General features: G+C 67.6%; 24 protein-coding genes. 10 read left to right on the top strand and 14 right to left on the bottom strand.

The window, feature by feature from the left end; all coding sequences use genetic code 11:
* Positions 1 to 121: 121 nt before the first annotated feature.
* Positions 122 to 1,114, bottom strand: a complete 993-nt coding sequence (locus tag ACA097_RS24350) for an NAD(P)H-quinone oxidoreductase (RefSeq protein ID WP_371370569.1) — start codon at positions 1,112 to 1,114, stop codon at positions 122 to 124.
* A gap of 165 nt (positions 1,115 to 1,279) precedes the next feature.
* On the opposite strand from ACA097_RS24350, the gene ACA097_RS24355 reads away from it, so the two are divergent.
* The 4 genes from ACA097_RS24355 to ACA097_RS24370 all read left to right on the top strand — a co-directional run bounded on the left by ACA097_RS24355 (position 1,280) and on the right by ACA097_RS24370 (position 3,823).
* A complete protein-coding gene (locus ACA097_RS24355; protein WP_371366505.1) occupies positions 1,280 to 2,149 on the top strand; it encodes a LysR family transcriptional regulator in 870 nt (289 codons plus the stop codon).
* Positions 2,150 to 2,314: 165 nt separating this feature from the next.
* A complete protein-coding gene (locus ACA097_RS24360) occupies positions 2,315 to 2,527 on the top strand; it encodes a hypothetical protein (RefSeq protein ID WP_160287532.1) in 213 nt (70 codons plus the stop codon).
* Between the two features lie 130 nt (positions 2,528 to 2,657).
* Entirely contained in the window at positions 2,658 to 3,371 is a 714-nt protein-coding gene (locus ACA097_RS24365) for a metallophosphoesterase (protein WP_371366507.1), read from the top strand.
* 170 nt (positions 3,372 to 3,541) lie between these two features.
* Entirely contained in the window at positions 3,542 to 3,823 is a 282-nt protein-coding gene (locus ACA097_RS24370) for a DUF3303 domain-containing protein (RefSeq protein WP_160287531.1), read from the top strand.
* A gap of 5 nt (positions 3,824 to 3,828) precedes the next feature.
* Here ACA097_RS24370 and ACA097_RS24375 read toward each other — a convergent pair whose 3' ends face one another.
* Genes ACA097_RS24375 through ACA097_RS24405 form a run of 7 tightly spaced genes read right to left on the bottom strand, consistent with a single transcriptional unit; the run spans position 3,829 to position 10,150 of the window.
* Positions 3,829 to 5,229 (bottom strand): sensor histidine kinase, encoded by a 1,401-nt coding sequence (locus tag ACA097_RS24375; protein WP_371366509.1) that lies wholly within the window; start codon positions 5,227 to 5,229, stop codon positions 3,829 to 3,831.
* A complete protein-coding gene (locus ACA097_RS24380; RefSeq protein WP_043253208.1) occupies positions 5,226 to 5,888 on the bottom strand; it encodes a response regulator in 663 nt (220 codons plus the stop codon). Before ACA097_RS24380 ends, ACA097_RS24375 begins: the two co-directional genes overlap by 4 nt.
* A 2-nt stretch (positions 5,889 to 5,890) precedes the next feature.
* Complete coding sequence (locus ACA097_RS24385; protein WP_043253207.1) at positions 5,891 to 6,532, bottom strand: tetratricopeptide repeat protein; 642 nt, start codon at positions 6,530 to 6,532, stop codon at positions 5,891 to 5,893.
* On the bottom strand, positions 6,529 to 7,335 hold the full coding sequence (locus tag ACA097_RS24390; protein WP_371366511.1) for an SDR family oxidoreductase: 807 nt from the start codon (positions 7,333 to 7,335) through the stop codon (positions 6,529 to 6,531). Before ACA097_RS24390 ends, ACA097_RS24385 begins: the two co-directional genes overlap by 4 nt.
* Positions 7,322 to 8,008, bottom strand: a complete 687-nt coding sequence (locus ACA097_RS24395) for a TenA family transcriptional regulator (protein ID WP_043253205.1) — start codon at positions 8,006 to 8,008, stop codon at positions 7,322 to 7,324. Before ACA097_RS24395 ends, ACA097_RS24390 begins: the two co-directional genes overlap by 14 nt.
* A gap of 8 nt (positions 8,009 to 8,016) precedes the next feature.
* Complete coding sequence (locus ACA097_RS24400; RefSeq protein WP_371366513.1) at positions 8,017 to 9,483, bottom strand: AMP-binding protein; 1,467 nt, start codon at positions 9,481 to 9,483, stop codon at positions 8,017 to 8,019.
* Entirely contained in the window at positions 9,473 to 10,150 is a 678-nt protein-coding gene (locus ACA097_RS24405) for a thermostable hemolysin (RefSeq protein ID WP_043253203.1), read from the bottom strand. Before ACA097_RS24405 ends, ACA097_RS24400 begins: the two co-directional genes overlap by 11 nt.
* 254 nt (positions 10,151 to 10,404) lie before the next feature.
* On the opposite strand from ACA097_RS24405, the gene ACA097_RS24410 reads away from it, so the two are divergent.
* Genes ACA097_RS24410 through ACA097_RS24435 form a run of 6 tightly spaced genes read left to right on the top strand, consistent with a single transcriptional unit; the run spans position 10,405 to position 14,194 of the window.
* A complete protein-coding gene (locus ACA097_RS24410) occupies positions 10,405 to 10,929 on the top strand; it encodes a chalcone isomerase family protein (RefSeq protein ID WP_371366515.1) in 525 nt (174 codons plus the stop codon).
* Positions 10,926 to 11,462: a DUF3833 domain-containing protein gene (locus ACA097_RS24415; protein ID WP_043253201.1), complete on the top strand. Its 537-nt coding sequence runs from the start codon at positions 10,926 to 10,928 to the stop codon at positions 11,460 to 11,462. The genes ACA097_RS24410 and ACA097_RS24415 overlap by 4 nt, the downstream gene beginning before the upstream one ends.
* A complete protein-coding gene (locus ACA097_RS24420) occupies positions 11,462 to 12,172 on the top strand; it encodes an SDR family oxidoreductase (protein ID WP_371370570.1) in 711 nt (236 codons plus the stop codon). The genes ACA097_RS24415 and ACA097_RS24420 overlap by 1 nt, the downstream gene beginning before the upstream one ends.
* Positions 12,173 to 12,192: 20 nt before the next feature.
* Entirely contained in the window at positions 12,193 to 12,498 is a 306-nt protein-coding gene (locus ACA097_RS24425; protein WP_167333393.1) for a DUF6482 family protein, read from the top strand.
* A complete protein-coding gene (locus ACA097_RS24430; protein ID WP_371366517.1) occupies positions 12,495 to 14,036 on the top strand; it encodes a cryptochrome/photolyase family protein in 1,542 nt (513 codons plus the stop codon). The genes ACA097_RS24425 and ACA097_RS24430 overlap by 4 nt, the downstream gene beginning before the upstream one ends.
* Positions 14,033 to 14,194 (top strand): DUF2256 domain-containing protein, encoded by a 162-nt coding sequence (locus ACA097_RS24435; RefSeq protein ID WP_371366519.1) that lies wholly within the window; start codon positions 14,033 to 14,035, stop codon positions 14,192 to 14,194. Before ACA097_RS24430 ends, ACA097_RS24435 begins: the two co-directional genes overlap by 4 nt.
* On the opposite strand, the gene ACA097_RS24440 is transcribed toward ACA097_RS24435, so the two are convergent.
* The 6 genes from ACA097_RS24440 to ACA097_RS24465 are packed head-to-tail and all read right to left on the bottom strand — an operon-like array spanning position 14,135 to position 19,111.
* Positions 14,135 to 14,632 carry a DUF2878 domain-containing protein gene (locus tag ACA097_RS24440; protein WP_371366521.1) on the bottom strand — a complete coding sequence of 166 codons (498 nt, stop codon included), beginning with the start codon at positions 14,630 to 14,632 and terminating at the stop codon, positions 14,135 to 14,137. The two genes, ACA097_RS24435 and ACA097_RS24440, sit on opposite strands and share 60 nt — an antisense overlap.
* A gap of 1 nt (position 14,633) precedes the next feature.
* Positions 14,634 to 15,902 carry a class I SAM-dependent methyltransferase gene (locus ACA097_RS24445; RefSeq protein ID WP_371366523.1) on the bottom strand — a complete coding sequence of 423 codons (1,269 nt, stop codon included), beginning with the start codon at positions 15,900 to 15,902 and terminating at the stop codon, positions 14,634 to 14,636.
* Positions 15,892 to 16,689, bottom strand: a complete 798-nt coding sequence (locus ACA097_RS24450) for a DUF1365 domain-containing protein (RefSeq protein WP_371366525.1) — start codon at positions 16,687 to 16,689, stop codon at positions 15,892 to 15,894. The genes ACA097_RS24445 and ACA097_RS24450 overlap by 11 nt, the downstream gene beginning before the upstream one ends.
* Positions 16,686 to 17,933, bottom strand: a complete 1,248-nt coding sequence (locus tag ACA097_RS24455; RefSeq protein ID WP_371366527.1) for an NAD(P)/FAD-dependent oxidoreductase — start codon at positions 17,931 to 17,933, stop codon at positions 16,686 to 16,688. The genes ACA097_RS24450 and ACA097_RS24455 overlap by 4 nt, the downstream gene beginning before the upstream one ends.
* A 3-nt stretch (positions 17,934 to 17,936) precedes the next feature.
* Positions 17,937 to 18,692, bottom strand: coding sequence for an SDR family oxidoreductase (locus ACA097_RS24460; RefSeq protein WP_043253196.1), 756 nt, complete (start codon positions 18,690 to 18,692; stop codon positions 17,937 to 17,939).
* Positions 18,689 to 19,111: a nuclear transport factor 2 family protein gene (locus ACA097_RS24465; RefSeq protein WP_371366529.1), complete on the bottom strand. Its 423-nt coding sequence runs from the start codon at positions 19,109 to 19,111 to the stop codon at positions 18,689 to 18,691. The genes ACA097_RS24460 and ACA097_RS24465 overlap by 4 nt, the downstream gene beginning before the upstream one ends.
* Positions 19,112 to 19,175 lie beyond the last annotated feature (64 nt).

The raw sequence follows: 19,175 nt of genomic DNA on the forward strand, positions 1-19,175 counted from the left end.
CTTTTCTGGCCCTGGCTTCTGGCGCAGACAATGCCAGTGGTTCATTTCCGAAACCTTAAGATTGTTCCGAAACTATAGGCTCCGTGCGAGGGCCCACTGCTGCGCAGCGGGCCCTCCATTGTCAGCCTTGATGCTGCACGGTCAGCACGATCTTGCCGATATGGCCGCTGCGGTCGATCAGTTCATGGGCTTCGCGAGCGTGGGTAAGATCGAAGGTCTGGAAGATCACCGGCTTGAGCTTTCCGGCCTGGATCAGCGGCCATACCTGCGCTTCCAGTTCGTCGATGATCTGTGCTTTCTCTTCGGGGCTGCGGATGCGCAGGGTCGAGCCGATAAGGGTCAGCCGCTTGGTCAGCAGGGGCATGAGGTCCAGTTCTTTCGCCGCGCCTTTGATTACGCCGATCTGCACCACGCGGCCGTTCAGCGCGGCGGCCTGGAAGTTCCTGCCCACGTAGTCGCCGGCGATGATGTCGACGATCACATCCACGCCGCGGCCGTCGGTGGCCTTCATCACTTCTTCGACGAAGTCCTCCTGCAGGTAATTGACGGCCAGGTCCGCACCCAGTGCCAGGCTGGCCTGGCGCTGCGGTTCGTTCCTCAGCGTGGTGATGATCTTCGCCGCGCCGAACGCCTTGCCCAGCATGGTCGCCGTGGTTCCGATACCCGAAGCGCCGCCGTGGATCAGCAGTGTTTCGCCTGGCTTGAACTGGCCGCGCTGGAAGAGGTTGACCCAGACGGTCATGAAGGTTTCCGGCAGCGCCGCTGCCTCGATCATGCTCAGGCCTTCAGGCCATTGCAGCGTGGTGAGTTCGTTGACCACCGCGTACTCGGCGTAGCCGCCGCCCTGAATCAGCGCGCTGACCTTGTCGCCGATGGCGAAGCGGCTGGACTCGCTGCCGAGGGCAACCACTTCTCCCGCGATTTCCAGCCCGGGGATGTCGGAAGCCCCCGCCGGCGGGGCGTAGAAGCCCTTGCGTTGCAGCACGTCAGGACCATTCACGCCCGCTGCAAGAACACGAACCAGCACTTCGCCGGGCGCGGGTTTTGGCGTCTGCCGTTGCACCGGCATCAGGACTTCGGGGCCACCCGGTTGGGTGATCTCGATGGCGGTCATGTGGGCGGGAACATGGGGGGTGAAATCGCGCATGCTGGCTTCCTGAGGAGGACCTGGCCGGGTGTGGCCTGGTCTGGATGCTCGCCATGCTAGTGGCGCTGTATGATGCAGTCTCGCAGTGTTATCTCATCCATGAGATGCAAAAATGCATCATGAGGAAAGGCCATGAACTGGGACGATGCCCGGGTGCTTCTGGCGCTCGGCCGAGCGCAGACGCTACGTGGGGCCGCCCGCGTGTTGCATGTCGACCAGGCGACCGTAGGGCGGCGTATTGCCGCGATGGAGCGCGCCCTTGGCTCCACGCTGTTCCTGCGCACGTCCACTGGCTACCTGCTGACCGAGGCCGGCGAGTCCGCATTCGAGGCTGCCGAAAGCATGGAGGCTGCAGCCACCGAGCTGGTGCGCAGGACCCAGGGGCTGGACAAGGCGCTGTCGGGCGAGGTGCGGGTGACCACCACCGACTTCCTCGCCGTCGACTTCGTCATTCCTGCCATCGCCCGGGTGCATGCCGAGCATCCGGAAGTGCGGGTGGTGCTGACGAGCTCTTCGCAGCTGCTGAACCTTTCCAGGCGCGAGGCGGACATCGCCATTCGGACGCAGAAGCCCGAAAACCCCGACCTGATCGTCAAGCGGCTCACCCGCTGGCCGATGTGCCTTTTCGCGTCCCGGGCCTACCTCGACAGCCACGGCATGCCTGAACCGGGCACGGCATTCAGGGGGCATGACCTGGTGGCCTACGAACCTTATTTGAGCGAGGGCCGGCCGCTGACCTTGCTGGGCGAATCGGCTGGGGCAGGGCGGATAGTGGCAGCGGTCAACTCCAGCATGATGGTGCGCACGGCCGTCGCCGCCGGCCTCGGACTCGGCGAGCTGCCGCTGTACATAGGCGAGCGGGACGGCCTGGTGCGGATCTGGCCGGAGCGCGAGCGCAGCAAGCCCTACGAAGTCTGGTTGGTGACCCATGAAGACCTGCGTTACACCGCGCGGATTCGGGCCGTCATCGAGCAGGTGGTGCAGGTGTTCGCCGAGGCGTGATCGGCGGCGCCGTCGAGTCGAGGGGAGCGATTGCCTATCAGCTGCGGTTGTAGGCGGCCCTGACCCAGCCCCATGGCGATCCGACTATGTCATCGGGCATGACGTCGGTTTGGTCGCTCGCCGAAGGAGCGGCTAACCTCCTGGAAAACCCGAGAGAGGCAGAGCATGAACAGACCCAATCAGCAGCTGCGCCGTGAACTGCAGGACATCGCACAGATGGGTGAAGAGGCCGCGCATGTCATCTGGCAAGTGGTCAAGACGCTACCGGAGGAGCAGATCGAGGCGCTCATGCAGGCCATCGGCCTGGTGCATGAATGCGTCGACAAGGCCCATGACCTGGCCAACCGGGTGAAGGCCGGCGGGGTCGTGGCGGTCTGAGGGCGCTCGCAAACGGCCCCCGGTCCGAAGACGATATCCCCGCCACTCGGACGGTCCGACAATGGGCAAGGCGTTCCGTTCGCAGCGCGCGGCGCGGTGCTGCAGCGCCTTGGCGGACGAGGGGGCAGCCATGCTCCAACGATTCCCGCGCAACCTCCGTGGCCGCGATTTCGCGGTGGGGGACATCCATGGGCATTTCTCCCGGGTCGCCGTCGCCCTGCAGGAGGCAGCATTCGATCCGGCCAGGGACCGGCTGTTCTCCGTCGGCGACCTGATCGACCGTGGGCCGGAGTGCGAACGGGTACTGGAGTGGCTGGCATATCCCTGGTTCTTTCCCGTGCGCGGCAACCATGAGCACATGCTGCTCAACGCGCAGGTCGACCTGCATTTCTCCAACGGCGGAGCCTGGTTCTATGGCCTTGCCGATGCTGCGCGCGACAACATCGCCACCCGGTTGGCGCGGCTTCCCCTGCTGATCGAGGTCGAGGTGCCCGAAGGGCGGATCGGCATCGTGCATGCCGATGTGCCCAGCGCCGACTGGACGGCCCTGAGGATCGCAGTGGAGCGGGAGGCGGGCGGGAGCGAGGAGTTGCTGGAGCACTGCCTGTGGTCGAGTCAGCGCATCATGAGCGGCGACGCTTCGCGGGTGCGCGGTATCTCTGCGGTGGTGGTCGGGCATACGCCGCTGCAACGGCCCGCCATGCTCGGCAACGTCATCCATATCGACACCGGCGGCTGGCTGCCGAAAGGGCGCGGCGGCTACTTCACCCTGCTGGACCTGCATAGCCTGCGGACGATCCCGGCGCTGGCCGCCGCCTTCCATCTGCCGCTGCCACATACGTGAACCGCGCGGGATGAACGGCGCTGCCGGCGCGCCGAATCCTGCTATGCCTATGCCTGAGAGACCGCTCCAAGCCCCCTGGCTGTAACGCTTGGCTAACACCGGCGTGCCATGGCTGCGGTGCCGTACTGGGCACGCGAAGACCCATGGTCTATCCGGACAGGAGGTGGGAAATGCTTTTCATCGTCAACTGGACAGTCATGCCCGATAAACGCGACATCGCCATCGGGCGCTTCCTCAAGACGGGCGCGCTGCCGCCGGCGGGCGTCACCATGAAAGGGCGCTGGCATGCGGTCGGGCGCGTCGGCGGCTTCGGCCTGGCCGAGGCGGACGACCCGGCGCTGCTGCAGACCTGGTTGCTCGAGTGGAACGACATCATGCACATGGAGGTGTATCCGGCCCTCACCGACGAGCAGGCCGCACCGCTGCTGGCGGCGCTGGCGGCCAAGCGCTGAGGGTGCTAGAGGGGCGGGGCCAAGGGCTCGTCGGCCGCATCGTGGCGGCGGGGCAACCGTAAGGTGGCGCACAGGCCGCCGCCTTCGCGGTTGCGTAGCGCCACGGTGCCGCCCAGGCGCTGCACGATCATGGCGACGATCGACAGCCCGAGGCCCGCGCCGTCCTGGCGGCCCTCGCTGTAGAAGCGCTGGAACACCCGCTCCAGTTTGTCTTCGGCGATGCCGGGGCCGTCGTCCTCGACGCTCAGTTCGAAATGCTCGCCGTCGCGCCGCAGGCCCACACGTACCTGGCCACCCGGCGGCGAGTGCTTCACTGCATTGGTCACCAGGTTCTGCAGGGCGATGCCCAGGGCGTTGCCGTCGCTCTCCAGGCGGTAGTCGCCTTCGGCGATATCCAGGCTCGGCTCCTGGCCTTGGCCGAGGATCCAGGGCGTCAGCTCGGCGAGGGTATCGGTGGCCACGCCGGCGAGGTCCACCGGCTTCCACTGGCGCTGGCTGAGCTGGGGCTCGATGCGCGCCAGGGTCAGCAGTTGGTTGACCACCCGGCTCAGGCGGTCGACGCCGCCGATGAGGAAGTCCAGGGCCGCCTGGCGCTCTTCGTCGCTGCGCGCCTGCAGGGCGTTCTGCGCATGCAGGCGGAGGATCGCCAGGGGCGTGCGCATCTCATGGGCGGCATCGGCGATGAAGCGGTGCTCGCGGCGCAGCAGGCTGTCGATCTGTCCGAGCAGTCGGTTGAGCGCCGCCTGCATCGGCTCCAGTTCCTTCGGCAGCGGCACCAGCTGCAGCGGCTCCAGGGATTCTGCGTGCCGCGCGCGGATCACCCGCGCCATGTTCTGCAACGGCTGCAGGCCCCAGCCGATGGCCAGCCAGACCAGCAGCACCAGCGCCAGGCTGCCGATCAGGAAGGGCAGCAGGGTGTGGCGGACGATGCGCGACACCAGGTCGTCGCGCACGTCGTTGCGCTCGCCGACCCAGATCAGCAGTTTCTGCTCCGGCACCGGCAGCAGGAAGCCGCGCCACTGGTGGCCTTCGACCTTGTAGTTGGCGAAACCAGGCTTGCGCAGCGGCGCGGTGAAGGTTGGCGCGCTGGGCGTGTGCACCAGGATTTCGCCACTTTCGCGCCACACCTGGAAGGCCAGCTTGTTCTCGTAGGGGTGGCCGATCTTGTGCTTGCCGGCCTGGCTGAGGGCATTGTCGAAGGCGCTGTAGAGCACATGGCTTTCGGCATCGCCCAGCGGCAGGCTCATCACGCCCTGCAGCAGGCGGGCGTTCTGCGCCAGGTGGGCGTCGTAGACCTCGGCGATCTCGTGGCTGCTGTCGTGGTAGTTGTACAGGGTGAGCAAGCCGGTGCCGATCAGCATCAGCAACATGACCCGCCAGAGGGTGCGTTGGCGCAGCGAGTTCATGCCTGGCCTTCCACCAGGTAGCCGATGCCTCGCACGGTGCGGATGAGTTCGCTGAAGAGTTTCTTGCGCAGGTGGTAGATGTGCACTTCCAGTGTGTTGCTCTCGGCTTCCTCGTCCCAGCCGTAGAGCAGCTGGGTGAGGCGCTCGCGGGTGAAGACCTTGCCCGGTTGCGCGAGCAGTTCGTGCAGCAGCACGTATTCCTTGGGCGTGAGCGTCACCGGCTTGCCCTGGTAGCTGACCTGCTGGGTGGCCGGGTCGAGACTGACCCCGGCGTGCTCGATCAGCACCCGGGCGCGCCCGGCGCTGCGGCGCAGCAGCGCGCGCAGGCGGGCCTTCAGCTCGTTGAGGTCGAAGGGCTTGATCAGGTAGTCGTCGGCGCCGGCGTCCAGGCCGGCGATGCGGTCCTCGGTGGCATCGCGCGCGGTGAGGATCAGCACTGGTACGGCCGAGCCTCCGGCGCGCAGGCGCTTGAGCAGCTCGATGCCGTCCAGGCGCGGCAGGCCGAGATCGAGCACCACCAGGTCGAAGCTTTCCTGTTGCAGGGCGTGCAGGGCACTGACGCCGTCCTGCAGCCAATCGATGGTGTAGCCCTCCTGCAGCAATCCGGTGCGTACCCCTTCGCCCAGGGCGGTGTCGTCCTCTACCAGCAGCAGCCGCATGGTCAGTCCTGTTTTTCCTTGATTGCCTGCAGTAAAGCATTGATTTCGCCGCGTCGGCCCTGGTCGGCCAGTTCCCGGCCCGGCCGCGGAGCCGCCTGCAGGGCCTTCAGCAGAGCCGAGCGGGATTCCGCGTAGCGTCCCTGACGATACAGGTGGTCGCCCCAGAAGTAGAGACTGTCGATGCCGTCGGGATTCAGCGCCAGTGCCTTGCGCAGCATGCTCTCGGCCTTGTCGGCGTCACCGAAGCCGATCGGCCAGCCCGGCACGCGGTCGTAGAGCGCGCCCAGGCTGGTATAGGCCGAACCCTGGAGGGCGTTAGGGTCGATCTGCAGCGCCTTCTCCAGGCTGGCGCGCGCCGCCTTGACCTTGCTCAGCGCGCCGAGGCCGCCCGCGGCGCCGGCCCAGCTGCTGGTGACGATGCCGTTCCAGATCCAGGCCTCGGCCGCGTTCGGCTGGTCGCGGGTGAAGGCCGCGCTGTCGGCTGCCAGTTTCTCGAAGGCGGCGGCGCGCTGGTCTTCCGGGAAACGGTACTGGATCTCCGCCCAGCGCTCCTGGATGACGCTCAGGCGGTGTGCGCCGCCTTGGTCGAGAGCCCAGGCGAAAGGCGTGGCGGCAAGCAGGCAAAGCAGGATCAGGCGCTTCATTTGAGTGGCTCCTTGGTATTCGCGTCGCTGTAGCGGCGGATCATCGGCAGTTGCTTGCGCAGCGCGCGGTCGATCAACCCGGGCAGCATGCCGTTTAGGCGCACGAAGAGCTTTTCCGGCCAGCCCAGGTACAACTCGCTTAGGTTCCTCTGCACGGCGCTGAGCACCGAGCGGGCAACGTCGGCGGGATCGTCCATGCCGACCTTCAGCGCCAGGTTGAGGGCGGTGGCGGCAGCCGAGTTCATGCTGGTGCGGGTGGCGCGTGGCGCGACGTAGAGCACGTCGACCGCGGTGTCGGCCAGCTCCCGGCGCAGCGCCTCGGAGAAGCCGCGCAGGGCGAACTTGCTCGCGCAATACGCGGCGTAGCCGGGATAGCCGATGGAGCCGTAGATGGAACCGACGTTGACCACCAGCGCGTGCGGCTGGGCGCGTAGCAGCGGCAGCATCACGCGGGTCAGTTGCAGGGTCGCGTTGATGTTCAGGCTGAGCAGGTCGTCGAGGCCGCTCTCGTCGATCTGCTCGAGCAAGGCGAAGCGGTTGACTCCGGCGGCATTGAGCAGCAGGTTCACGCCGCCCATCTCGTGGGCGGCGGCGACCACTGCCTGGCGGCCCTGGCCGGTGCGCAGGTCGGCCGCCTGCCAGCGCAGTTGCTGCGGGTAGCGCTGCAACAATGCGGCGAGTGCACCTTGCTGGCGGCTGATGGCAAGCACCTGGGCGCCGGCGGCGCAGAGCTGCTCGGCCAGCTGCAGGCCGATGCCGCCGCTGGCGCCGGTGAGTACCGCGCGGCATTCAGACAAGCGCATGGTTCACCTCGCTGCGGGAGGCCTCGGCACGGGGCAGCCCGCGGAACATGTCGGCGTACAGGCGATAGACGACCTTCGCCGAGTGCACGACGGCTTCCTGGTCGCGCGCATCTTCCAGGCGATCCATCAGGCCGCGGTAGGTGGCCATGTGGTCCTGGTCCAGCGCACCGTGGGAGCTCAGGTAGCTGAAGGCGTTCGCCGGCAGTCCGAGGCTCTTCTGGATGGTCCCGGCGGCCTGGGTGGCCAGCGCGATACTGGTGCCTTCGAGGACGTTGACCATGCCGAACAGGCCCACCGGGTTGTCGCGGGCGATCAGGTCGTAGAGGAAGGCCACCATCAGCTCGATGGGCAGGGCCGGGCGGCTGTTGCGCACCTGGTCCGGGTCGCCGCCGCAGGCCGCGATGTCGTTGAGGATCCACTGCTCGTGGCCGTATTCCTCGTCGATGTATTCGCAAACCGCGCCGCGTAGCCATTCCAGGCGAGTCGGCAGCTTGGCGCCGCAGGCCATCATCAGCGGCACCGTGTGGCGGACGTGGTGATAGGCCTGGGTGAGGAAGGCGACGTAGCCCTCCAGGCTGACCGCGCCGCCCAGGGCATCACGGATCACCGGGACGCCGAACAGCGCGGCGCGTTCGTCGGCAGTGGCCTGTTGCAGGTGTTCGAAGAAAGACATGGCGAACCTCAATCGTTGGCAAGTTCGGAAAGGGTGGTCTGGTAGCGCCGGAGGATTTCCTCGCGGCGCGGCCGGCCATTGGCGGTGAGCGTCCCGGAGGCGCTGCCGAAGGGCTCGGGCAGGCGTTTCCAGGCGTGCACCCGGGCGTAGTCGGGAAGCGTGGCGTTGCACTGCTGCACCGCCTGCTCGAGGGTTTCGTCGCTGGCCTGCGGGTCCAGCGGCCAGAGCAGGGCGAGGTTGTGCGGCAGGCCTTCGCCGTGGACGAAGGCTTGCAGCAGGACGCCGCCCTGGGTGAGTTCGGCCTCGATCCATTCCGGATTGACGTTGCGGCCGAAGCTGGTGATGAACTGGTTCTTCTTGCGCCCGGCGAGGTACAGGTAGCCGTCGTCGTCGAAGCGGCCGAGGTCGCCGGTCGGCCACCACTGGCCGGTGAATGCGGGCTCGCCGAGATAGCCGAGCAGGGTCGAGCCGCGCACCAGCACTTCGCCGTCGTCGGCCAGCGACACCTGTACGTGCGGCAGCGGTTTGCCGACGCTGCCCGGGCGGTTGGCCCCGGGGCGGTTCAGGCAGACCACCGAGGCGCATTCGGACAGGCCGTAGCCCTCGAATACCGGCAGGCCGACCGCAGCGGCGCGGTCCAGCAGGCTCTGGGCAACCCGCGCACCGCCGACCGCGACAAAGCGCAGCGGGCCGACGCGCATCAGGCCGCGCTCGATGGCGGTGACCAGGCCGAGCAGCAGTTGCGGCACCAGGATCAGGCTTTCCGCGCCGCTCAGGGCGATGCAGCCAAGCAGGCGCTTCCAGTCCACGCCGCTGGCGCCACTGATGCCCAATTGCGCCTGCGGCAACACGGTGAGGCTGGCACCGGCCAGCAGCGCGGCGTAGATCCCGAGGTTTTCCAGCAGCACGGCCAGCGGCAGCACGGCGAGGTACTTGCGTGGGGCGGTGGGGCGGCTGGCCAGCTCCAGTTCGCGGGCGACCCGCAACATGGCCTCGGCGGACAGGCAGACACCCTTGGGCGCGCCGGTGCTGCCGGAGGTGTAGGTGATCTTGGCGGTGCTGGCCGGTACGCCAGCGTCGACCACCGCCGGGCGCTGCCAGAACGGCTCGCCGCCGGTGAAACCATTGGCGTCCAGCTCGGCGTGCAGGTCTTCGCCGGTCAGCGCCAGGGTCGCCTGGCTCTGTGTCAGGCAATGGGCGCGCTGCGCCGGGCTGAAGAAGGGCGGCAGGATCACGCAGGGGCGTTCGGCGAAGAGCGCGGCCAGGTCCCAGAGCAGGGCCTGCGGGCCATTCTCCAGGGCAAGGGCGAACACGCCCGGCGGTTGCGCGCGCAACAAGGCGGCGCGGCGCTCGATCTCGTCGAACAGCTGGCGGTAGCTGAGGCTTTCGCTGGCGCCGCGCACGGCCAACTGGTCGCCGCGCTCGCTGGCGTGGGCGCGCAACCGTTCGTGGAAGTGGTTCAGTTCAGGCTGCATGTCCGGCCTCCGTGAGCAGCATGGGGAAACCCAGGCGCTGGTACACGCCCTGGCGCTCCAGCTCGTCGTGGCCGTAGCGGATGTTGCCGGCGAAGACATGCGGGTGCTGTTCGTAATAGGTGCCCCAGCTTTCATGGTCGCCGTTGAGGCGGATCGGGTCGGCGTCGGCCAGCAGCGTGGGTTCCAGGCCCAGTCTATGGAAGCTGTTGATCAGCCCCGCGGCGCCGGTGAAGGCGACCCAGTGCAGCCCGCGGGCGGCCAGCAGCCAGGTCACGGCGATGATGATGAGGCGCGCGCTGCCGGCGCTCAGCGAGCTGAGGTTGCCGACCTCTACCAATTCGTCGCGCGCCACCGGGCGGCCAGCGATGCGCGAGACATGCACTTCCAGGGGATGGTCCAGGTAGCGCTCGAGGAACAGGCTGCCGCTGCTGGCCGGGCGAATGCCGGCGACTGCGGTCAGGCGCCCATGGCTGTCGTGCAGGCCGAGCAGTTCGGGCAGGAAGTGATGGACGTCGGCATGGTGGACATGCTCGAAACAGTCATGGACGAAGGCTTCCAGCTGTGTGCGCTGAGGATCGCCTTCATGTTGCAGCGTCAGGCTGGACTGACGTTCGGCGCCAGGGCCGAAGCGAAAGGGAAAAAGGGCGCCCCATTCGGCGTGATTCATGTCGTTCCCCCCAACAGGAACTGTCGATGGGAGCAGTATCGGGCGGGAGTCTGAATGGAATCTGAAGCCCTCCGGCGTCCCGGAAACCTCCCGTCGACGACGGTTGGCATGGTAAAAGTTGTACAAAAATAAAATATGTACAATTATCGGCAGGGTGCGTCGAGGATGGCTTGTACAGCTTTTGACGGCGGGAGGCAGCGGTCATGGCATGGCGTGGTTTCTCATTCGGAGGCAACCGGGCAGCAGCGTTACTGATGGGGCTGGCGCTGCTGGGCGGCCCCGTGGGCGCCGCGGACTGGCGCGAGCAACTGCCCGAGGCGCGCCTGGTGGGGGCCGGCGATTTCCACTGGTATGGATTGCGGGTGTATTCCGCGCGCCTGTTCAGCCCGGTTGTACGCCCCGACTTGACGCAGCCCTTTGTGCTGGAGCTGACCTACTGGCGTTCACTCAGCCGCGCCACCGTGGTTGACGCCAGCCTCGAGGAAATGCGCAGGCTGGCGCCACTACCGCCCAACGACGTGCAACTCGCGGCCTGGGCAGCGTTGATGCGCTCGGCATTCGTCGACGTGCGTCCGGGACAGCGCATCAGCGGCCTGTACCTGCCCGGTAAAGGCTGCCGCTTCTACACCGACGGGCGCCTGCAACGGGTTGTGGACGACCCGCAGTTCGCCCGTGCCTTCTTCGCCATCTGGCTCGATGCGCGCACCCGCAAGCCGGAGTTGCGCCGCGAGCTGCTGGGCCTCGCCGGGCCCGGCATCGCTGCAGGAGAGCAACCATGAAACGCCTGCTCGGGCTGTGCTTGCTGCTGATGCTGGGCAGCTGTGGTGGTGTGGGCGTCGAGCGCTATGCCGCCGAGCAACCGCGGCTGGACCTCGCGCAGTTCTTCGCCGCGCCGGTGGAGGCGTGGGGCATCTTCCAGAAACGCTCGGGCGAGGTGGCGAAGCGTTTCCACGTGCAGATCGCCAGCCATCGCGAAGGCGAGCGACTGATCCTCGACGAGCGTTTTCTGTATAGCGACGGCACCCGCCAGCGCCGGGTCTGGACGCTGACGCCCGAGGGCGCCGGACGCTGGCGTGGGCAGGCTGCCGACGTGGTCGGGGTGGCGCGCGGCGAAGTCGCCGGCAACGCCCTGCGCTGGCGCTATCGGATGCAACTGCCGGTGGATGGCTCGACCTACGAAGTGGACTTCGACGACTGGATGTACCTGATGGACGCCGACACCCTGGTCAACCGGTCGAGCATGAGCAAGTTCGGTGTTGAACTCGGGCAGGTCAGCCTGTTCTTCCGCCGTTCGCCGGGTGGCCAGCCATGATGGCCGGCCAAGCAGGCATGGCCTCGCTGGGCGACGGCTATCGGGCACTGGTGATAGGCGCGAGCGGAGCGATAGGCGCGGCCTTTTGCGCCTTGCTGCGGGACGATCCGCGCTGCGCCCGGGTTGTGGAGTTGGAGCGCCGTAGTTCGCCGCGCCTGGACCTCGAGGACCCGCCGAGCATCGCCGCAGCCGCCCACGAGGTGGCGGTGCATGCGCCGTTCCAACTGATCCTGCACGCCGCCGGCTTGCTGCATCGTGACGGCGTGCGGCCGGAGAAGCGCCTGGCCGATCTCGATGCCCTTGCGTTGCAGCAGGTGTTCCAGGTGAACGCCATCGGGCCGGTCCTGGTGTTGCGGCACTTCCTGCCGCTGCTGGACCGACGGGGCGCCATGGCGTTGCTGTCGGCGAAGGTCGGCAGCATTGGCGACAACCGCCTGGGCGGCTGGTACGCCTACCGTGCCTCGAAGGCGGCGCTGAACATGCTGGTGAAGACGGCATCCATCGAACTGGCGCGCACGCATCCGCAGGCCCGGCTGCTCTGCCTGCATCCGGGCACCGTGGCCTCGGCCCTGTCGCAACCGTTCCACGGCGCCGCCAACGCCCGACCGGCGGCGCAGGCGGCTGCCGATCTTCTGCGGGTGATCGACGGCTGCAAGGCCGCCGACAGCGGCGGCTTCTTCGCCTACGACGGGGCGCGCCTGCCCTGGTGACGACGAAACAGGAGAGTCTCATGAATCTGCTGGAACTGACCGAGCTGGCAGCAGCCGGGAACATACGCCTGCTGGAAGTGGTGTCGCTGGAGGGCGGTTTCTACGTCGTCCAGGTGCATACCGCAGACACCATCAAGGCACTTCACGACGAGCACGGCGGAGTCCTCCGGCTGCTGTCGGTCACCCATGTCCGCGAATACCTCCGCGACCTTCCAGCGGTGCCCTGCGAGCTGGTGCAGCATTCGATCCACGACGAGATGTGCGGCAGCCGCAGCGGTGCCATCGAACCCTTGCGAGTGCCGTTTTCGCTGGTGCAGCAGTGGTGATCGACAGCGCTCGACGCCTGGGATTGGTCCTGGGCGACCAACTGTCCTTCGACTTGTCGCTGTTCGATGCGCTTGACCCGCAAGAGGACGTGCTACTGCTGGCCGAGGTCGCCGAAGAGGCGCGCTACGTCGCCCATCATCCGCAGAAGATCGCGCTGATCTTCAGCGCCATGCGGCACTTCGCCGACGTACTGCGAGAGCGTGGCTGGCGGTTGATCTACGTGCGCTTCGACGATCCGCACAACAGCGGCAGCCTGCCCGGCGAGCTGCGCCGCTGGAGCGACCGGCTGCGGGCCCGCGAAGTGCACATCACCGAATGCGGCGAATGGCGCCTGCAGCAGGCGCTGGAGGATAGCGGCCTGCCGTTGAACTGGCACGAAGACCGGCGCTTTCTCTGTTCCCGCGCGGACTTTGCCCGCTGGGCAGCGGGGCGACGTCAACTGCGCATGGAGCTGTTCTACCGCGAGATGCGCCGGCGCAGCGGCCTGCTGCTGGAGCCCGACGGCCAGCCCTGCGGCGGTAGCTGGAACCTCGACGCGGAGAACCGCAAGGCCTTGCCCAAGGGGCTGCGCGGGCCGTTCCCGGCGCGTTTTCTGGCTGACGATGTCACCCGCGAGGTGCTGGAACTGGTGGCGGAACGTTTCGGCGACCATTACGGCCGCCTGGAGGGCTTCGACTACCCGGTGACGCACGTCGAGGCGCAGGCGCTCTGGCAGCATTTCCTCGACTTCGCCCTGGCCGCGTTTGGCGACTACCAGGATGCCATGGCCTGCGGCGAACCCTTCCTGTTCCATGCACGGATCAGCGCGGCGCTGAACATCGGCCTGCTCGATGTGCGCCAGCTGTGCGCCGATGTGGAGTCGGCCTATCGCCAGGGCCGTGTGCCGCTCAATGCCGCCGAAGGCTTCATCCGCCAACTGATCGGCTGGCGTGAATACGTGCGCGGCATCTACTGGCTGCGCATGCCGGAGTACGCCGAGCTGAACGCCTTCGGCAACCGCCGTGCGCTGCCCGAGTTCTACTGGACCGGTGCCACCGGCATGCGCTGCATGGCCGAGGCCATCGGCCAGACCCTGGAGCTGGGCTACGCCCACCACATCCAGCGGCTGATGGTCACCGGCAATTTCGCGCTGCTTGCCGGCATCGCGCCCAAGGCCATCTGCGAGTGGTACCTGGCGGTCTACCTGGACGCCTTCGACTGGGTCGAGCTGCCCAATACCCTGGGCATGGTAATGCATGCCGACGGCGGCTACCTCGGCTCCAAGCCGTATTGCGCGAGCGGCCGCTACATCCAGCGGATGTCCGACTACTGTGGCGGTTGCGCCTACCGGGTGGACGAGGCGACCGGGCCGCGGGCCTGCCCGTTCAATGCGCTCTATTGGCACTTTCTCATGCGCCATGCCGAGCGCCTCGAACGCAATCCGCGCATGGCCATGGCCTACCGCAACCTGCGGCGCATGGACGAGGTTCGGCGCGAAGCGCTCTGGCAACGCGGCGAGGAATTGCTGGCGAAGTTGGATGCCGGGGAGGCGCTGTGAAAAAAGCCGACCTGCCGAGCAAGCAGTGCCCGGTGTGCGGCCGGCCGTTCAACTGGCGCAAGCGCTGGGCGCGCTGCTGGGACGCGGTGCGCTATTGCTCAGCGCGGTGCCGGGGCTTGCGCCAGGCGCAGGCTCAGCGGCAGCCAGAGTGCCCATAGCGGCGCCAGCAGCAGTGCGCTTTGGACGGTCCCTAGCGGCAGGCCGATTCCCGCGAGTCTGGCGCCAGCGATATAGGCCAGCGGACCGGCCAGGGCGCCGACCAGCATGGCGAGCCAAAGTGGGCGCCTGACCCAGGCCAGGCTGTGGCGCAATCCGCTGGCGAATACCAGCCAGAGCAGTACCAGCCAGGGTGGCAGCAGCACCTGGCCGAAGGCGAACAGACCCATGGCGCCGAGGCTGGCGTCCAGCGCGCAACCGCAAAGCGCGACGCGCAGGATTGCTGCCGTTTCGGCGCGTGGATGCGGACAGCCGGCCAGGTGGACGGCCAGCCCGCCTATGACGCCGATCAGCAACAGCGGATGGTGGGCGCCGAGTACGCAGGCCCACCAGCCTGCCTGCAGCCAGAGCGCATTTGCGACCAGCCAGGCCCGCGACATCTCAGGCGTCCAGGTACTCCAGCAGCGGCGCGCGACGGGCCGCCGGGCGTGCCCAGAGCAGCTGGGCGACGCCGATGCTGCGCTCCAGGAAACCGCCTTCGCAGTAGCTCAGGTAGTACTCCCAGAGGCGCTGGAAGCGTTCGTCGTAGCCCAGCTGCGCCAGGGCCTGGCGCGACTGCCGCAGGTTCTCCTGCCAGTGCCCCAGGGTGCGTGCGTAGTGCCCGCCGAAGTCCTCCATGTGCAGCAGGTTGAGGTCGGTCTCCCGGCTGGCGGTCTGCAGCAGGGCGGTCAGCGAGGGCAGGGCGCCGCCGGGGAAGATGTAGCGCTGGATGAAGTCCACCGAGCGACAGGCCTGCTCGTAGCGCTGGTCGCGGATGGTGATCGCCTGCAGCAGCATCAGCCCGTCGTCTTCGAGCAGCGCGGCGCAACGACGGAAGTACTCGGGCAGGAAGCGGTGCCCCACGGCCTCGATCATCTCGATGGAAACCAGCTTGTCGTAGCGGCCGCGCAGGTCGCGGTAGTCCTCGCGCAGCACTTCGATGCGTCCCTGCAAGCCCTGGGCTTCGACGCGATGGCGGGTATGGGCGTACTGCTCCTCGGACAGGGTCGTGGTGGTGACCCTGCAGCCATAGTGGCTGGCCGCATAGAGCGCCAGGCTTCCCCAGCCGGTGCCGATCTCCAGCAGGTGGTCGCCCGGCTGCAGGTCGAGCTTGCGGCAGATGCGCTCGAGCTTGTTGAGCTGGGCCTGTTCCAGGCTCTGTTCGGGGTGCTGGAACATCGCTGCCGAGTACATCATGGTCGGGTCGAGCAGGCGCTCGAACAGGGCGTTGCCCAGGTCGTAGTGGGCGGTGATGTTGCGCCGCGAGCCGCGGCGGCTGTTGCGGTTCAGCCAGTGCAGCAGGCGCAGGGCCGGGCGCCCGAGTCGCGCCAGGCCGCCCTCCATGGAATCAAGCACCTCGAGGTTGGCGACGAACACGCGGATCACCGCGGTAAGGTCCGGGCTGCGCCAGTAGCCGTGGATGTAAGCCTCGCCCGCGCCGATCGATCCGTTGCCGGCGATCAGGCCCCAGACCGCGTCGTCGAGCACCTGGATCTCCGCCTGCAGCGGGCTGGCGGGGTCGCCGAAGGCCAGCCGGCGCTCGCCCAGCAGCAATTGCAGGCCGCCATGGCGCAAGCCGCGGAGCTGCGCCAGCACGGCGCGGCGAAACAGGCCGAGGCCCAGGGTCGAACGGCTGCCGGACCTGATTGCGATGAGGCCGTCACTGGACATGCTGGGTATCCTCCGGGGTGTCGCGACCGCTGCCCAGGTGCCCGTCCGGCGCCTGGTGGTCGTGGATGGGCGTGCCTTTGATCAATAGGCGCAGGGCTTGCCAGTAGATGGCGGACAGGGTGCTCAGGGTCGTCCACGGGAAGGCCGCCACATGCCGGCGCAAGGCTTCGGCGGTCAGAGGCTGGCGCTCGACGGCGAGTCCTGCCTCGAACAGCTTGTGTTCGTCGCGCCAGCTCTCGATGTGCACGCGGATGTGCGGCCCCTCGAGCAGGAAGCGCATGTGGTAGCGGGTATCCCGCGGCAGGAAGGGCGAGACGTGGAAGCGCTTGTCGAACCACTGGTCGATGGCGCCGCCCGGACGCACGCTCACCACGTAGTGATAGCGCTCGCGCCAGGGCGTGTTGCGCACCTCGCAAAGGATCGCCGCGAGGCGGCCGTCGTCGTCGTGGCAGAAGTAGAAACTCACTGGGTTGAACCACAGCCCCCAGCAGCGCGGCTGGGTCAGCAGCTCGATGCGCCCGCGCGGCACCTCGCCCAACGCCTCGCCGACCAGCTCGCGCACCGCTTCGCTCAACGGGATGCCCTGGCGGGTGTAGGCCGGCAGGTAGTCGCGCTCGCGCCAGCACAACGGGGCGAAGCGCCAGCGCCCCAGCAGGGGGGATAGCGCGAGCAGGTCCAGCTGTTCGTCGAGGTCCAGGCAGAGCAGGCCGACGCGGTAGCGGAATGCGTGGGGGCGGGGCGCCCAGCGGCGATGCTGGACCCAGCCCTGGCACAGGCTGCTGTTCACAGCTGTTCTCCGAAATAGCGGGCCACGCGCAGGGCGCTGAGCACGCCGTCCTCATGGAAACCGTTCGCCCAGTACGCGCCGCAATAGAAGCTGTGCTGCCGGTCTTGCAGCGCGGCCCAGGCGGCTTGCGCCGCAACGGTGGAGGCGCCGTATTGCGGGTGCGCGTAGGAGAAGCGCGCGAGCACCTTGGTCGGGTCGATGATCTCGCCCAGGTTGAGGCTCACGCAGAAAGTCACCGGCGCCTCCAGGCCCTGGAGGATGTTCATGTCGTAGGTGACGGCGGCGGGTTGGCCGGGCGCACCGCCGAGCCGATAGTTCCAGCTCGCCCAGGCCTTGCGCCGGCGCGGCAGGACGCGGGTGTCGGTGTGCAGCAGGACCTCGTTCTGCGCGTAAGGCAATGCGCCCAGGACCTGTGTTTCGGTCGTGCTGGGCTCATCCAGCAGGGCCAGGGCCTGGTCGCTGTGGCAGGCGAAGATCACCTTGTCGAAGCGCTCCGGTCCGGCGGCGCTGTGCAGCGTCACGCCGCTGTCGTCGCGGCTCACGCGCTGCACCGGGCAGTTCAGCCGGATATGTTCGCGGAAGCCGGCGCACAGCGGCTCCACGTAGCTGCGCGAGCCACCCTCGAGGACGCGCCACTGGGGGCGTCGATTGACCGACAGCAGGCCGTGGTTGCGGAAGAAGCGGACGAATGCTTCCAGCGGGAACGCAAGCATGTCGGCGCGCGACATCGACCAGATCGCCGAACCCATGGGCACTATGTAGTGGTCGATGAAGCGCGCGCCGTAGCCATTGCTGCGCAGGTAGTCGCCGAGGCTGGCTTCGTCGCCGAGCAACTGCCCTTGCAGGTCGTCCACCGCCTCGCGGTTGAAGCGCAGGATGTCCCGCAGCATGCCCCAGAAGCCCGGCGAGAGCAGGTTTCGGCGCTGGGCGAAGAGGCTGTCGAGGCTGTGCCCGTTGTACTCCAGGCCACCGTGCGGATCGTGCACGGAAAAGCTCATCTCGGTCGGCCGCGACGCGACACCCAGGCGGTCGAGCAGGCGGATGAAGTTCGGGTAGGTCCAGTCGTTGAAGACGATGAAGCCGGTGTCCACCGCATACCGGCGGCCCTGCCAGTCGACATCCACCGTGTGCGTATGGCCGCCGATCCAGTCGCTGGATTCGAAGACGGTCACCGCGTGCCGGCGCGCCAGCAGGTAAGCGCAGGTGAGCCCGGAAATTCCGCTGCCGATGATGGCGATGCGCATGTCTCAGCGTCCTTGTGGCGGGCGCGCCAGGCGCTTGCCCAGGGCCAGGCGCCAGGTGGCGGGCAACCGGCCCAGCAGGCGCAGGGCGAGGGTGAAGGCCAGCGGGAAGACGATCTCCAGCGGGCGCGCCGGCAGGCGTTCGGCGATGTGGCGGGCGGCGCGTTCGACCGGCCAGCGCTGCGGCATGGGGAAGTCGTTGCGACGGGTCAGCGGGGTATCGACGAATCCGGGGCTCACCAGGGTGACGGCGATGCCCTCGGCGGCGAGGTCGATGCGCAGCGACTCGAACAGGTAGCGCAGTGCCGCCTTGGACGCTCCATAGGCCCCGGCGCGCGGCAGCGCCAGCCAGGTCACGGCACTGCACATGGCCACCAGCGAGGGGCGCTGGCCGCGTCGCAGCAGGGGCAGGGCGGCCTGCAGGCAGAGGCTGGCGCTGAGCAGGTTGGTCCGTATGACGCGCTCCACCAGGGCGCTGTCGAATCGTCCCGGTTCCAGGTATTCGCAGGTGCCGGCATTGAGGATCGCCATGTCGAGCGCGCCCCAGGTCTGCTCGATGCGCTGCGCGATGCCGGCGACCTGTTGTGGATCGCCCAGGTCTCCCGGCGCCAGCAGCACCTGGCCGGGGAAGCGTTCGTACAGCGATTGCAGCGGCGCGATGCGGCGGGCACTGAGCGCCAGGCTGTGACCTTCGCGCAGCAGTAATTGCGCCAGCGCCTCGCCCAGGCCGCTGCTGGCACCGGTAAGCCAGATGCGGCTCATGCCAGCCTCCGCTTCAACCAGGCGATGACCCGGCCGAGCAGCGGCAGGTGCTCGTAGAGCAGGGCGCCGCTGTCGAAGTAGTCGTGGTGCAGGTAGACGCGATCGGACCAGCGCAGGTAGGTGCAGCCGTCGACGCGGATCGGGCGGCCTCCGCGCAGCTGCGGATGGCTGAATTGCAGGGTCCAGCGCAGGTATCCCTGGCCTTCACCGCTTTCGTCGAAGCTGTGGAAGGTGAAGTGCGGGGTCGTGGCGCTCGAGTAGAGCTGCTCGAAGTAGCCGCGCAAGGCGGGCAGCCCGTGGATGCGATGCAGCGGGTCGCGGAATTCGATGTCCGGGCTGTACAGCTGCTCGAGCCTGTCCAGGTTATGGCGGTCGAGCGCAGCGAAGTCTTGTGCGAAACGTTGCAGAAAGGGGGACATGCGAGCGCTCCGAAAAATGTTGTACAGGACGATTATTCTGTACAACTATTTTCGGAGCCTATCG

Source organism: Pseudomonas sp. QL9 (genome assembly GCF_041409665.1).
Classification (GTDB): domain Bacteria; phylum Pseudomonadota; class Gammaproteobacteria; order Pseudomonadales; family Pseudomonadaceae; genus Pseudomonas; species Pseudomonas knackmussii.